Raw genomic sequence first — 12,799 nt, forward strand, 5'->3', positions numbered from 1 at the left:
ACTGGATTCCGATCTCGCCCTCGGTGGTCTTGGCGACCACCATGGTGGCGGTGCCGGACCAGAAGCGACGCTCGACCGTGACGAACTCGACCTCGATGTCAGCCATGGTCAGCGGTCACTTCCCCGAGAGCTTCTTGGCGGCCGCCTCGACGTCGTCCAGACCGCCGATACCGTTGAACGCCTGCTCCGGGAGGTGGTCCAGCTCGCCCTTGCACAGCTTGTCGAAGGCCTCGATGGTGTCCGACAGCGGGACGACCGAGCCGACCTGGCCGGTGAACTTCTCGGCGACCAGGAAGTTCTGGCCGAGGAAGCGCTCGAGGCGACGGGCACGCTGAACGGTGACCTTGTCCTCCTCGGAGAGCTCGTCCATACCGAGGATGGCGATGATGTCCTGCAGCTCCTTGTACTTCTGCAGGATCTGGATGACCTGCTGCGCCACCCGGTAGTGCTCCTCCCCGACGATGCCCGGCTCGAGAATCCGGGAGGTCGAGGTGAGCGGGTCCACCGCGGGGTAGATGCCCTTCGACGCGATCGAGCGGGACAGCTCCGTGGTGGCGTCGAGGTGCGCGAACGTGGTGGCCGGCGCCGGGTCGGTGTAGTCGTCGGCGGGGACGTAGATCGCCTGGAGCGAGGTGATGGATCGACCCCGCGTCGAGGTGATCCGCTCCTGCAGCATGCCCATCTCGTCCGCGAGGGTCGGCTGGTAACCGACGGCGGACGGCATGCGACCGAGAAGGGTCGAGACCTCGGAACCCGCCTGCGTGAAGCGGAAGATATTGTCCACGAACAGCAGGACGTCCTGGCCCTGCACGTCACGGAAGTACTCGGCCATGGTCAGAGCCGAGAGCGCGACGCGCATACGCGTCCCCGGCGGCTCGTCCATCTGGCCGAACACCAGGGCGGTGTCCTGGAGGACGCCCATCTCCTCCATCTCGAGGAACAGGTCCGTGCCCTCACGGGTGCGCTCGCCGACGCCGGCGAACACCGACGTACCGGAGAACTCGCGGGCGATACGGGTGATCATCTCCTGGATCAGCACGGTCTTGCCGACACCGGCACCACCGAAGAGGCCGATCTTGCCACCCTTGACATACGGGGTGAGGAGGTCGATGACCTTCACACCGGTCTCGAGGATCTCGGTCTTGCCCTCGAGCTGGTCGAAGGCGGGCGGCTCGCGGTGGATACCCCACTGCTCGCCGTCCCGGCCGGTGCCGGGGGCGTCGAGGCAGTCGCCGAGGGCGTTGAAGACGTGGCCCTTGACGACGTCGCCGACGGGCACCGAGATCGGCTTGCCCGAGTCGACGACCTCCGCGCCGCGGACGAGTCCGTCGGTGGACTGCATGGAGATGCAGCGCACCATGTTGTCGCCGAGGTGCTGGGCGACCTCGAAGGTGACCGTCTTGGCGACGGCCTCGAGGGTGATCTCGGTGGTGAGTGCGTTGAAGAGGGCCGGGAGGGCGCCACGCGGGAATTCCACGTCGACGACCGCACCCAGGACGCGGGCGACCCGACCGGTGAGACCGGCCGTGCCCGTCGTGCTCTGATCGGTAACAGCTGTGGTCATTGCTTAGTCACTTCCTGCGCTAGCGGCGAGCGCACCAGCGCCACCGACAATCTCGCTGATTTCCTGGGTGATCTGTGCCTGGCGGGCCTGGTTGGCCTCGCGGCTCAGGCCTTCCACCAGTTCGGTCGCGTTGTCCGTCGCCGACTTCATTGCCGTGCGGCGTGCCGCAGACTCCGACGCCGCCGACTCGAGCAGCGACGCGAACGCCCTCGTCGACATGTACCTCGGGAGGAGGTTGTCGAGCAGAGTGTCCGCATCGGGCTCGAAGGTGACCTCCGGCTTGAACTCCGTCTCCGGCGAATCCATGTAGTCCTCGCCCAGATCCAGCTCCTCGATCTCGACGCGGGTCTCGATCGGGGCCAGTCGCCGCGCACGCGGGGTCTGCGTGAGCATCGACTTGAACTGGGTGTAGACGATGTGGACCTCGTCGACGCCCTTGCGGGTGGTGTCCCCGGGATAGTCGCTCCCGAGGAACTCCGTCGCGTCGAACGTCTCCTCGCCGCCGGCCGCGAAGGCGGCGGACAGGAGCTGGAAGGCCGGACGGGCCTCCTGGTAGTCGGGCTTCTGGGAGTGTCCCTGCCACGAACCGGCGAGTTCCACCTCGCGGAACGTGTAGTACACGATGCCCTTGTTGCCCAGCACGTAGATGTCGACCTCGCGGCCGGCGTCCTCGAGGAACGCGATGAGCTCGGCGGCCTCCTTGAGGACGTTGTGGTTGTAGCCACCACACATCCCGCGGTCCGAGGTCACCACGAGCACGGCGGAACGCCTGGCGTCCTCCGGCTCGTTGAGCATCCGGTGCTGGACCGACGACGCACTGGCGAGGTCGGTCAGGATGGCGGTGATCTGATCGGCGAACGGCTGGGCCGCCGCGACCCTCGCCTGGGCCTTGGAGATCTGCGAGGTGGCGATCAGCTCCTGGGCCTTGGTGATCTTCTTGGTCGAGTTGACCGACTTGATCCGGTCGCGCAGTTCACGCATATTCGCCATTGCGTCAGATCACTCTCCTCTCGGCCTTGAATCGGATGGCTGTCATCGCAGGCCTCAGGCCTTCTTCTTCTTGGTGACCGTCAGCGTCTCACGGTCGATCTCGTCCTCCGAGAGGGCCTCGGCCTCGGGCTCGTTGACCACCCGCGAACCGTCGGAGGCGACGAAGCCCTCCTTGAACTCGTTGGTCTTGGCCTCGAGGGTCGCCTTGGACTCGTCGGAGAGCGCGGCCCCGCCGTCGATCTGGCTGTAGACGTCGGCAGCGGAGTGCCGCAGGCTCTCGAGCAGCTCGCCCTCGAACCGACGGACGTCCTCGACGGGCACGGTGTCGTAGAAGCCCTCACCCGCGAGGTAGATCGAGACGATCTGATCCTCGACGGCCACCGGCGAGTTCTGATCCTGCTTGAGGATCTCCACCAGTCGCTGACCGCGCTCGAGCTGGGCCTTGGACGCGGCGTCCAGGTCGGAGGCGAAGGTCGCGAACGACTCGAGGTCGCGGTAGGCGGCCAGATCGAGACGCAGCGAGCCGGAGACCTTCTTCATGCCCTTGGTCTGGGCGGCGCCGCCGACTCGCGAGACGGAGATACCGACGTTGACCGCCGGGCGCACACCGCGGTTGAACAGGTCGGACTCGAGGAACACCTGACCGTCGGTGATGGAGATGACGTTGGTCGGGATGAACGCCGAGACGTCGTTGGCCTTGGTCTCGATGATCGGCAGGCCGGTCAACGATCCGCCGCCCATCTCGTCGGAGAGCTTGGCACAGCGCTCGAGCAGGCGGGAGTGAAGGTAGAAGACGTCACCCGGGTAGGCCTCGCGACCCGGCGGGCGGCGCAGCAGCAGCGAGATCGCACGGTAGGCGTCGGCCTGCTTGGACAGGTCGTCGAACACGACCAGGACGTGGGCGCCCTCGTACATCCAGTGCTGACCGATTGCCGAACCGGTGAACGGCGCGAGCCACTTGAAACCGGCGGAGTCGGAGGCCGGGGCCGCCACGATGGTGGTGTACTCCATCGCGCCGTGCTCCTCGAGCGTCGCCTTGACGCCCGCGATGGTGGAGCCCTTCTGGCCGATGGCGACGTAGATGCACCGGAGCTGCTTGCTCTTGTCGCCGGACTCCCAGTTGGCCTTCTGGTTGAGGATGGCATCGATGCAGACCGCGGTCTTGCCGGTCTTGCGGTCGCCGATGATCAGCTGGCGCTGGCCGCGGCCGATCGGCGTCATGGCGTCGATGGCCTTGATACCGGTCTGCATCGGCTCCTCGACGGGCTGACGCTCGAGCACGGACGGAGCCTGCAGCTCGAGGGCGCGGGTGCCGGCCGACTCGATGTCGCCGAGGCCGTCGATGGGCTTACCGAGCGGGTTGACGACGCGGCCGAGGAAGCCGTCGCCGACGGGGACGGAGAGGACGTTCCCGGTGCGGCGCACCTCCTGACCCTGGGCGATCTCGTCGAAGTTACCGAGGATGACCGCACCGATCTCGCGGTCCTCGAGGTTCAGTGCGACTCCGAGGATCCCGCCGGGGAACTCCAGCAGCTCGTTGGCCATCGCCGAAGGGAGCCCGCTGATGTGCGCGATGCCGTCACCGGTGTCGACGACGACGCCGACCTCCTCCTTCGTCGCGTCGGTCGAAACGGTCGAGGTGTAATTCGCAATCGCGCTGCGGATCTCTTCGGAGGAGATCGTCAACTCCGCCATGTCATTCCTGCTCTCAAAGTCGGGATGTGCTTTATGGGTGTGTACCTGAGCCGCCACCGCTGGAACACGGCCGAGTCGCAGCTCGTCTTGTGCCGGACCAGCTGGTCAGCGAAGGGAACGACGCATCGCGTCGAGCCGTCCTGCCACGCTACCGTCGATGATCTCGTCGCCGACGCGGACGACCACGCCGCCCAGAAGTGCCTGATCGACGTCGTTGTGGATGGCGATCTCCCGCCCGTACAGCGTGGCCAGGCGCGCCCTGAGATCATCCGACTGCTGCTCGGTCAACGGCTCGGCGCTGGTCACCACCGCCACGGAGCGCCCGCGCAACTCCGCGGCCTGGGTCGAGATCTCCATGATGTCGTCCGCGGGCATGCCGGACGGGCGGTCCACGGCCTGCGAGGCGAGGGCCTCGGTCACCGCGGTGACCTTGCCGTACAGGACCTCCGCGAGAAGCCCCCGCTTGGCTCCCGCCTCCGCGGTCCGGTCAGCGAGGAGCTGCTCGAACTGGGGATCTCCGGCGACGATGCGGCCGAGCCTGAACAACTCGTCCTCGACGGCCTGGAGCTGTCCCTGCTGGTCCGCCGATCGCAGGAGCGCCTCCCGGCCGAGCCGGATCAGGCCCTCCCGCAACTCCCGCGGGTTGGACCAGTCACGGGACACCGCAGCGAGGAGCAGATCGAGGGTGGTCTGGTCGACCTTCCACCCGAACACCCCACGGACCAGGTCCTGTCGGGCCTCCACCGGGGCCGCGGTGTCGGCCACGGAGACCCGGAGGGCGCGGTTGTCCTCGAGGACGCGTACGACCTCGAAGAGTTCCTGGCCCACCTTCGCGCCGGTCGCTCCCCCGGACGGGTTCGCCGCCAGGGTCTGCTCCAGTTCGCTCCGGGTCTGGTCGAGCGCTTCGCGACTCGCTGCGTGCATCGGCTCCACTTCCCTTAGTTCTTGCCCGCGCCGGGGACCCGGTCGAGGTCTGCCAGAAAGCGGTCGATGGTGCCCGAACGCCGGACCGGATCCGACAGCTGCTCACCCATGAGTCGCTCCGCGAGATCCACCGACTGACGCCCCAGGTCACTGCGGAGCTCCGCGATGATCTGCTGGCGCTGCGCGGCGAGTTGCTGGTTGCCGGCGGCGACGATGCGGTCGCTCTCCGCCTGCGCCTCGGTCTTCATGTCCGCGAGGATCTGCTGACCCTGGGCACGCGCGTCGTCGCGGATCTTGGCCGCTTCGCTGCGCGCCTCGGCGAGCTGGGCCTTGTACTTGGCCAGCTCCTCCTTCGCCTCGGCCTGGGTCTGCTCGGCACGACGCAGACCGCCTTCGATGCGCTCGGAACGCTCGTCGAGAACCTGCTGGAACTTCGGGAGGATGAACTTCCAGAAGAGCCACAGGATAACTGCGAGCGGGATGAGCGACCAGACGATGTCATACAGCGGAGGAATCAGCGGGTTGGGGCTGTCCTCCAGGGGGAGTGATTCTCCACCCTCGGCCGCCAAGATGGCGATGACGTTGTTCATGGTGCGTCCCTACGAGGTCGGTGGTCGTCGATCAGAACAGGAAGCCGGCGACGATACCGATCAGGGCGAGCGCCTCGGTGAAGGCGATGCCGAGGAACATCGTGGTACGGAGGGTGCCGGCCATCTCGGGCTGACGTGCCATTCCCTCGACGGTCTTGCCGACGAGGATGCCGATGCCGATACCGGGGCCGATGGCGGCGAGGCCGTAGCCGATCGCGCCGTAGCCGCTCACGGTCGACTCGGTGGCCTGGGCGAGAGTGACGATGTCCATGGGGTTTCCCTTTCAGATGGCCGGCGCGGGCTTTCCCGCTCCGGTCGGACGTGAATTGTCGGGTTGACGGGTGGTCGTGTCAGGCCTGACGGCCCGGGTTCTAGTGGCTCTCCGCGTGGAGCGCGAGGTCGATGTACACCGAGACCAGCAGCGCGAAGATGTACGCCTGGAGGAACAGCACCAACAGCTTGAACAGCGTGAAGGCGACCGACAGCAGGGAGGTGCCCACCGCCAGCAGCGTCCAGCCGTTGAACTGCCAGAAGAAGAAGTTCGTGGCGCTGAACAGCAGGACGATGATCAGGTGCCCCGCCAACATGTTGGCCATGAGACGGATGGTCAGCGTGGCCGGGCGGAGGATGAACGTCGACACCAATTCGATCGGGACGACCAGAATGTGCAGAGCCGGAGGAAGCCCCGGGATCACCACGCTCGCCTTGATGAACTTCGCGAACCCGTATCTCTTGGAACCGGCGTAGATGAAGGTCAGGTAGCCCAGCAGCGCGAGCATCAGCGGGAAGCCGATCCTGGCGTTCGGCGAGATGTTGAGTCCCGGGATGATCGTGGGCAGGTTCATCGCGAACACCGCGAAGAAGATCGTCGCGATGATCGGCAGGAAACGGCGTCCCTGCTCCTTCCCCAGGATCTCCTCCGCGATGTGGACCCGGACGAAGTCCAGGCAGATCTCGGCGAAGTTCTGGACCCCGCGGGGGACCAACCTGGGGTTCCGCATGGCGAGCATGAAGAAGCCCAGGAGGACCACGGTCATGAGCAGACGGATGATCATGAGCCGGTCCAGCACGAACGCGTCACCGGCGAATCCGGTCAGCCACTGATCGGCAGGGAAGAACTCGTAGTCAATGTTCGGGGGGTGAAACTCGCCCTTGAAGGCCAGAAGCGTGGTACTCAGTGTGTTCTCCCCTGGTCGTGTTGGGCGGCGTGCGCCCGAGCGCGTTCGGTACGAGTGGCCCGGTGTTCGCGGCCGAGTTGGGATTCCGCGCGACCGCCTCGGGCCGTGGTGCAGCCCGGTGACGTGCTCGTCTCACCGCAGATGAGGATAACACCCTGGTCTCGGGCCGGTGTCACAGGGGGACCCGTCAGCCGGCATCGGGTTCCACGTACGGAGCCCGGGTCTTGAGGACCGCCCACGTCTCCCCCGCCAGGACCACGATCAGAGCGGCGATGACGGTCACGGCGAAGGCGGGCCGCGAGTAGAAGTCGAATCGGGAGAGCGCCGCCACGACCCCCATGGCGGCGAGGAGTTTGACCAGCCAGGTCCCCAGGACGACGGCCGCGGTCGTCTGGGGCGCCGAGTGGGCCGTGGCGATGACCACGATCGCAGTGGTGAGCACGAACGCGCCGCCCACCGCGGCGCCCATCAGCGCACCCCACAGCCCGGGGGTCCCGTCGACGGCGGTCCATGCCGCCGCGCTGATCACGGTGAGCACGACGAGCGCCACCGCGCCGAGCCGCACCGCCTTGCGGAGGCCGGCTGTGTGTGGGCTTTCGGCGGGCTGCGCGGGTGTCGTGGGGATGTCCGTCATGGCGAGCAGCCTAGCGGGGACCGATCGGCCCGTTCGTGTCGCGCTCACCCCTCGAACTCCTCAGGCGCGGGACCAGGGTGGCGGCGAGGACCGCGATGAGTCCGGCGGCCGCGAGCGGGACGATCACCTCGGTGGGGAGCATCGTCGCCCCGACCGCACCGAACGCGATGAGGGAGACCCATGCGTAGATGACCAGAGCGACCCGCCGATGGGAGTGACCGAGGTCGAGCAGGCGGTGATGCAGGTGCATCTTGTCGGGGGCGAACGGACTGCGGCCGGCGCCGACCCGGCGGATCACCGCCAGGACGAGGTCGAGCATCGGAACGAACATGGCGGCCGCGACCACGATCATCGGCGAGAGCAGGACGATCATCTCCTGCGGCCCGTACAGGCTCTGTGAGATCTTCCCGGACGCGCTGGTGGAGGCCGCGGCGAGGACGAGGCCGATCAGCATCGAACCCGAATCGCCCATGAATATCCGGGCGGGTTGGAAGTTGTGGGGCAGGAAACCCAGCAACGCCCCGGCCAGGACCGCGGTGACGAGTGCCGGGGGGTACGCACCGACGGTCCCGCCCTGGTCGAGCATGATCCCGACGGAGAACACACAGATCGCCATGGCCGCGATGGCGCCGAGCCCGGCGGCGAGGCCGTCCAGGCCGTCGACGAAGTTCATCGCGTTGACGATCGTCAGGGTGAAGACCACCGTGAGCAACCCCGCCTGGAGTTGGTCCAGGACGAGGATGTTGCCGTCCCCGAACGGGATGTACACCAACGTCCACGAGACGCCCATGGCCACCAGGACGCCGGCCGCTGCCGCCTGACCGGCGAGCTTGGTCACCGCTCCGAGACCGAGGATGTCGTCGACGATCCCCACCAGCACGATCACCCCGCCCGCGATGATCGTCGCCTCCACGTCCGGGGCGAACGGCGGGAACGCCCGGTTGAGAGCCGGGAGCTGCGCGGCCAGGTAGACCGCGACCAGCATCCCGGTGAAGATGCCGACCCCGCCGAGGCGGGGCGTCGGCACGACGTGCACGTCCCGGTCGCGGGGATAGGCCAGGCCCCCGATCGCCGGCGCCACTCCCCTGACCAGACCCGTGACGACGAAGGTGACCAGGCCGGCCGTCACCGCGATGAGCAGGAGCTCGCGGAACGGCACCCCTATTCCCACGGTCAGACCACCCGGTCAGCCACGCAGGGCCGCGGGGTCGGTTCCCAGGACCTCCCCGACACGCTCCGCGCTCACGGCCCCCTCCCGGACGATCCGGGGGGCGGGTCCGGTGAGGTCGACGATCGTCGAGGGCTCCCCCACCGCGCAGGGGCCGCCGTCCAGGTAGACCGCGACCGAGTCGCCGAGTTGGTCACGCGCCTGCGCGACCGTCGTGGCCGGGGGTTGACCTGAGACGTTGGCGCTGGAGACGGCGAGGGGGCCGACCTCCCGCAGGAGCTCTATCGCGACCGGGTGCAGCGGCATCCGGAGCATCACGGTGCCCTGGGTGTGCCCGAGATTCCAGTTCAGTGACGGCGCCTGGTGCACGATCAGGCTCAGACCTCCGGGCCAGAAGGCGCGGATGAGGTCGCGCGCGGTCGCCGAAGTACTCACGACCAGGCCGTCGATGGTCTCCCAGGATCCCACCAGGACGGGGACGGGCATGTCCGGGCCGCGACGCTTGGCCGAGAGCAGGAGGGTGACGGCGTCCGGGTCGAAGGCGTCGGCGGCGATGCCGTAGAGCGTGTCCGTGGGGGTCACGACGAGCCGACCGGCACGTAGTGCGCCGGCCGCGGAACTGAGGCCGACCTCCCGACCGGTGTCCTCGGTGCAGTCGTAGGTGATGGTCACCGGGTGATCCCCTTCCGGGCTCTCGGGTCGACCTCGTCGTCGTCGTGATGATCGCCGCCTGGATGATCGAGTCTCGTCGCGGTGACGAAGCGCGGGCGTCCGGCGAGGTCGGTGTGCTGCTCCACGGTACCGAAGCATCCCTGTGCCCAGACCACCGCCGCGACCTCGGCGCCGGTCGTGTCGTCGTGCTCCACCGCCAGGTGCCCACCCGGCACCAGGAGGCCGGCCGCGACGCCGACGAGCGGGGTGATGACGGCGAGGCCGTCGTCCCCCCCGAACAGAGCGGTCGACGGCTCGTGCCCGAGCACGTCCACCGGGAGCTCGTCGGACCGTGGGATGTACGGCGGGTTGGACACCACCGCGTCGACCCTGCCCGACAGGCCCGCCAGGACGTCGGGGTCCGTGGCGTCACCCGCGTGGACCACCACCGGGGTGTCCCCCGCCGCAACCCGGTCGGCGGCGTTGCGCCGGAGCCACCCGAGCGCGCTCTCGTGAAGTTCGACTGCGTGGACCTGCGCGTCGGGCCTGGCGTGGGCGATCTCGAGGGCCAGCGTGCCGCTACCGGCGCAGAGGTCCACGACGACCGGGCCCGGTCCGACGCCCGGAGGCCGGAGGGCGGACAGCGTGTCCTCGACGAGCAGTTCCGTCTCCGGCCTGGGGATGAAGACCCCCGGGCCCACCGCGAGGTCGAGTCGCCCCGACACGGCCCGGCCGAGCAGGTACTGGAGCGGGGTCCGGTCGCGGGTGCGGGCGGCGACTATCCGTCCGACCTCGGCGACCCCGGCCGCGCCCACCCCCTCGACAAGTGGGAGCGCGGAGCGTCCGACACCCAGGACGTGTGCGCAGATCAACTGCGCCTCCACGAGTGCGGAGTCGATGCCGGCCGCCTGTAGCTCGCGCGCTGCCGACCTCACGACCCCGGTCGCCGGCACGGGGCGGGGGTCCACGGCCTACGCGTCTTCCATACGTCTGCGACGGTCCTCGGCGGCCAGGGCGTCCAGTACCGCGTCGAGGTCGCCGTCGAGCACGGCGTCGAGATTGTGCGCCTTGAACCCGACACGGTGATCCGCGATGCGGTTCTCCGGGAAGTTGTAGGTGCGGATCCGCTCCGAACGGTCGACGGTGCGGACCTGGGTGGACCTGCCCTCGGAGGCCTCGGCGCTCGCGGCCTCCTCGGCCGCCGCCTGGAGCCGGGCGGCGAGGACCTCGAGCGCGCGTTGCTTGTTCTGCAGCTGACTACGTTCGTTCTGACACGTGACGACAGTTCCGGTGGGCAGGTGCGTGATCCGCACCGCCGAGTCGGTGGTGTTGACACCCTGCCCGCCCTTGCCGGACGAGCGGTAGACGTCGATCCGCAGATCCGACTCGTCGATCTCGACCGGCCCCACGTCCTCGGGTTCCGGGAACACCAGCACGCCGGCGGCTGACGTGTGGACCCGGCCCTGCGACTCCGTGACCGGTACCCGCTGGACGCGGTGCACCCCGCCCTCGAACTTCAGTCGCGACCACACGCCCTCGCGGGAGGGGTGCCGGGACCGGATGGAGAACGAGGCGTCCTTGTAGCCTCCCAGGTCGGACTCGGTCACCCCGAGGACCTCGACGACCCACCCGTGCTTCTCGGCGTACCGGGTGTACATGCGGGCCAGGTCCGCCGCGAACAGCGCCGACTCCTCCCCTCCCTCGCCGGACTTGATCTCCATGAGCACGTCGTCCGCGTCGTGGGGGTCCCGCGGTGCCAACAGGTCGGCCAGGCGCGACTCCAGGCGCGTGGCCTCGGTCGCCAACCGCTCGGCCTCCTCGGCGAACGACGAGTCGTCACCGGCCAGTTCACGCGCGGCGGACAGATCGCCCCGGGTCGACTCCAGCGCGCGGTAGCACTGCACCACGGGGGTCAGCTCGGCGAATCGCTTGCCAACCCTGCGCGCGGCCACCGGGTCCTCGTGGAGCGCCGGGTCCGACAGCTGCGCCTCGAGGCCCCCGTACTCGGAGAGGACGTCGTCGACCGAGGACGGCGATCGTCCCGGGGCCTCTGTCACTCCTCGTCCTGCGGCAGTGTCGGGGTCGTCTTGGCCACCTGCAACAGGAACTCGTAGTTGGTGTTGGTCTTGCGCAGTTGCGACATCAGGAGGTCGATGGCCTGGTGCGAGTCGAGGCCCGACAGCACGCGCCGCAGCTTGTGCATGACACCGGCCTCCTCGGGCGTCATCAGAAGCTCTTCCTTGCGCGTGCCCGAGGGGCCCACGTCGACCGCCGGGAACACGCGCCGCTCGGCGATGCGCCGGTCCAGTTTGAGCTCGGCGTTGCCGGTGCCCTTGAACTCCTCGAAGATCACCGTGTCGCCGGCGGACCCGGTCTCGACCATCGCCGTGGAGATGATGGTCAGGGACCCTCCGTTCTCGATGTTGCGCGCCGCCCCCAGGAACCGCTTGGGCGGATAGAGCGCCGTGGAGTCGACACCACCGGACAGGATGCGCCCCGACGCGGGCGACGAGTTGTTGTAGGCGCGGCCCAGCCGGGTGATCGAGTCGAGGAGGACCACGACGTCCTGCCCCATCTCCACCAGCCGCTTGGCCCGCTCGATCGCGAGTTCGGCGACCTGGGTGTGATCCGACGGCGGACGGTCGAAGGTCGAGGCGATGACCTCACCCTTGACCGACCGCTGCATGTCGGTCACCTCCTCCGGTCGCTCGTCGACGAGCACGACCATGAGGTGGCATTCGGGGTTGTTGACCGCGATCGAGTTGGCGATGTTCTGCAGGATCGTGGTCTTGCCCGCCTTGGGCGGGGAGACGATCAGCGCTCGCTGCCCCTTGCCGATGGGCATGATCAGGTCGATCACGCGGGTAGAGAGGATGTTCTTCTCTGTCTCGAGGCGCAGACGCTGGTTGGGGTAGAGCGGCGTGAGCTTGCCGAACTCCGGACGGTTGCGGGCATCCTCGAGGGGCCCTCCGTTGACCGAGTCGATCCTGACCAGCGGGTTGAACTTCGCCCGGTTCTTGCCACCCTGATTGCCGCCACGACCGCCACCCTGCCCGCCGCCGGGCCCGTCGTTCTGGGTGTCGCTCTGGCCGTCCCGCGGCATCTTGACCGCGCCGGTGATCGCGTCGCCACGACGCAGGCCGTGCTTGCGGATCATGTTCATCGAGACGTAGACGTCGTTCGAACCCGCGAGGTAACCGGAGGTGCGGACGAACGCGTAGTTGTCCAACACGTCGAGGATCCCGGCGACCGGCTGGAGGACGTCGTCGTCCCGCACCTCGGTCTCGCCCTCCGACGGACGGCCACCGCCACCACCGCGGTTGCGCTCACGCCGGCGACGGCTTCGACGACCGCGGCCGCTCCCGTCGTCGTCATCACGGTTCTGACCGTCGCCGCGCGGGCCGT

Annotated in this window: 13 protein-coding genes and 1 pseudogene; all 14 read right to left on the reverse strand. The window is 68.4% G+C overall.

Annotated elements, in window-relative coordinates:
• A pseudogene (locus G6018_RS08255) lies at positions 1 to 106 on the reverse strand (F0F1 ATP synthase subunit epsilon); the annotation flags it as partial.
• A gap of 9 nt (positions 107 to 115) precedes the next feature.
• A complete protein-coding gene (atpD, locus tag G6018_RS08260) occupies positions 116 to 1,564 on the reverse strand; it encodes a F0F1 ATP synthase subunit beta (protein ID WP_107747342.1) in 1,449 nt (482 codons plus the stop codon).
• 3 nt (positions 1,565 to 1,567) lie between these two features.
• A complete protein-coding gene (locus tag G6018_RS08265; RefSeq protein WP_107747341.1) occupies positions 1,568 to 2,554 on the reverse strand; it encodes a F0F1 ATP synthase subunit gamma in 987 nt (328 codons plus the stop codon).
• A gap of 54 nt (positions 2,555 to 2,608) precedes the next feature.
• The gene (gene atpA, locus G6018_RS08270) at positions 2,609 to 4,249 is read right to left on the reverse strand and encodes a F0F1 ATP synthase subunit alpha (RefSeq protein WP_179525552.1); all 1,641 of its coding nucleotides are present in this window, start codon (positions 4,247 to 4,249) and stop codon (positions 2,609 to 2,611) included.
• A 105-nt stretch (positions 4,250 to 4,354) separates the two neighbouring features.
• The gene (locus tag G6018_RS08275) at positions 4,355 to 5,173 is read right to left on the reverse strand and encodes a F0F1 ATP synthase subunit delta (RefSeq protein WP_179525553.1); all 819 of its coding nucleotides are present in this window, start codon (positions 5,171 to 5,173) and stop codon (positions 4,355 to 4,357) included.
• A gap of 14 nt (positions 5,174 to 5,187) precedes the next feature.
• Positions 5,188 to 5,763: a F0F1 ATP synthase subunit B gene (locus G6018_RS08280; RefSeq protein ID WP_179525554.1), complete on the reverse strand. Its 576-nt coding sequence runs from the start codon at positions 5,761 to 5,763 to the stop codon at positions 5,188 to 5,190.
• 31 nt (positions 5,764 to 5,794) lie between these two features.
• Positions 5,795 to 6,034 carry an ATP synthase F0 subunit C gene (locus tag G6018_RS08285; protein WP_107747337.1) on the reverse strand — a complete coding sequence of 80 codons (240 nt, stop codon included), beginning with the start codon at positions 6,032 to 6,034 and terminating at the stop codon, positions 5,795 to 5,797.
• A gap of 100 nt (positions 6,035 to 6,134) precedes the next feature.
• Positions 6,135 to 6,860, reverse strand: a complete 726-nt coding sequence (gene atpB, locus G6018_RS08290) for a F0F1 ATP synthase subunit A (RefSeq protein WP_241730641.1) — start codon at positions 6,858 to 6,860, stop codon at positions 6,135 to 6,137.
• 268 nt (positions 6,861 to 7,128) lie between these two features.
• Positions 7,129 to 7,575 carry a hypothetical protein gene (locus tag G6018_RS08295; RefSeq protein ID WP_182639366.1) on the reverse strand — a complete coding sequence of 149 codons (447 nt, stop codon included), beginning with the start codon at positions 7,573 to 7,575 and terminating at the stop codon, positions 7,129 to 7,131.
• A gap of 10 nt (positions 7,576 to 7,585) precedes the next feature.
• A complete protein-coding gene (locus G6018_RS08300; protein ID WP_179525556.1) occupies positions 7,586 to 8,746 on the reverse strand; it encodes an MraY family glycosyltransferase in 1,161 nt (386 codons plus the stop codon).
• Positions 8,747 to 8,761: 15 nt separating this feature from the next.
• Positions 8,762 to 9,415 carry an L-threonylcarbamoyladenylate synthase gene (locus G6018_RS08305; protein WP_179525557.1) on the reverse strand — a complete coding sequence of 218 codons (654 nt, stop codon included), beginning with the start codon at positions 9,413 to 9,415 and terminating at the stop codon, positions 8,762 to 8,764.
• The gene (locus tag G6018_RS08310; RefSeq protein WP_347237832.1) at positions 9,412 to 10,329 is read right to left on the reverse strand and encodes a HemK/PrmC family methyltransferase; all 918 of its coding nucleotides are present in this window, start codon (positions 10,327 to 10,329) and stop codon (positions 9,412 to 9,414) included. The genes G6018_RS08305 and G6018_RS08310 overlap by 4 nt, the downstream gene beginning before the upstream one ends.
• Before the next feature lie 36 nt (positions 10,330 to 10,365).
• Positions 10,366 to 11,451: a peptide chain release factor 1 gene (gene prfA, locus G6018_RS08315; RefSeq protein WP_182610722.1), complete on the reverse strand. Its 1,086-nt coding sequence runs from the start codon at positions 11,449 to 11,451 to the stop codon at positions 10,366 to 10,368.
• Positions 11,448 to 12,799: transcription termination factor Rho (rho, locus tag G6018_RS08320; RefSeq protein WP_182639367.1), on the reverse strand; the 1,352-nt coding region annotated here is incomplete at its 5' end. The genes prfA and rho, both read right to left, overlap by 4 nt.

The sequence above is a fragment of the Dietzia sp. DQ11-44 genome (genome assembly GCF_014145205.1).
In the GTDB taxonomy this organism is placed as follows: domain Bacteria; phylum Actinomycetota; class Actinomycetes; order Mycobacteriales; family Mycobacteriaceae; genus Dietzia; species Dietzia natronolimnaea.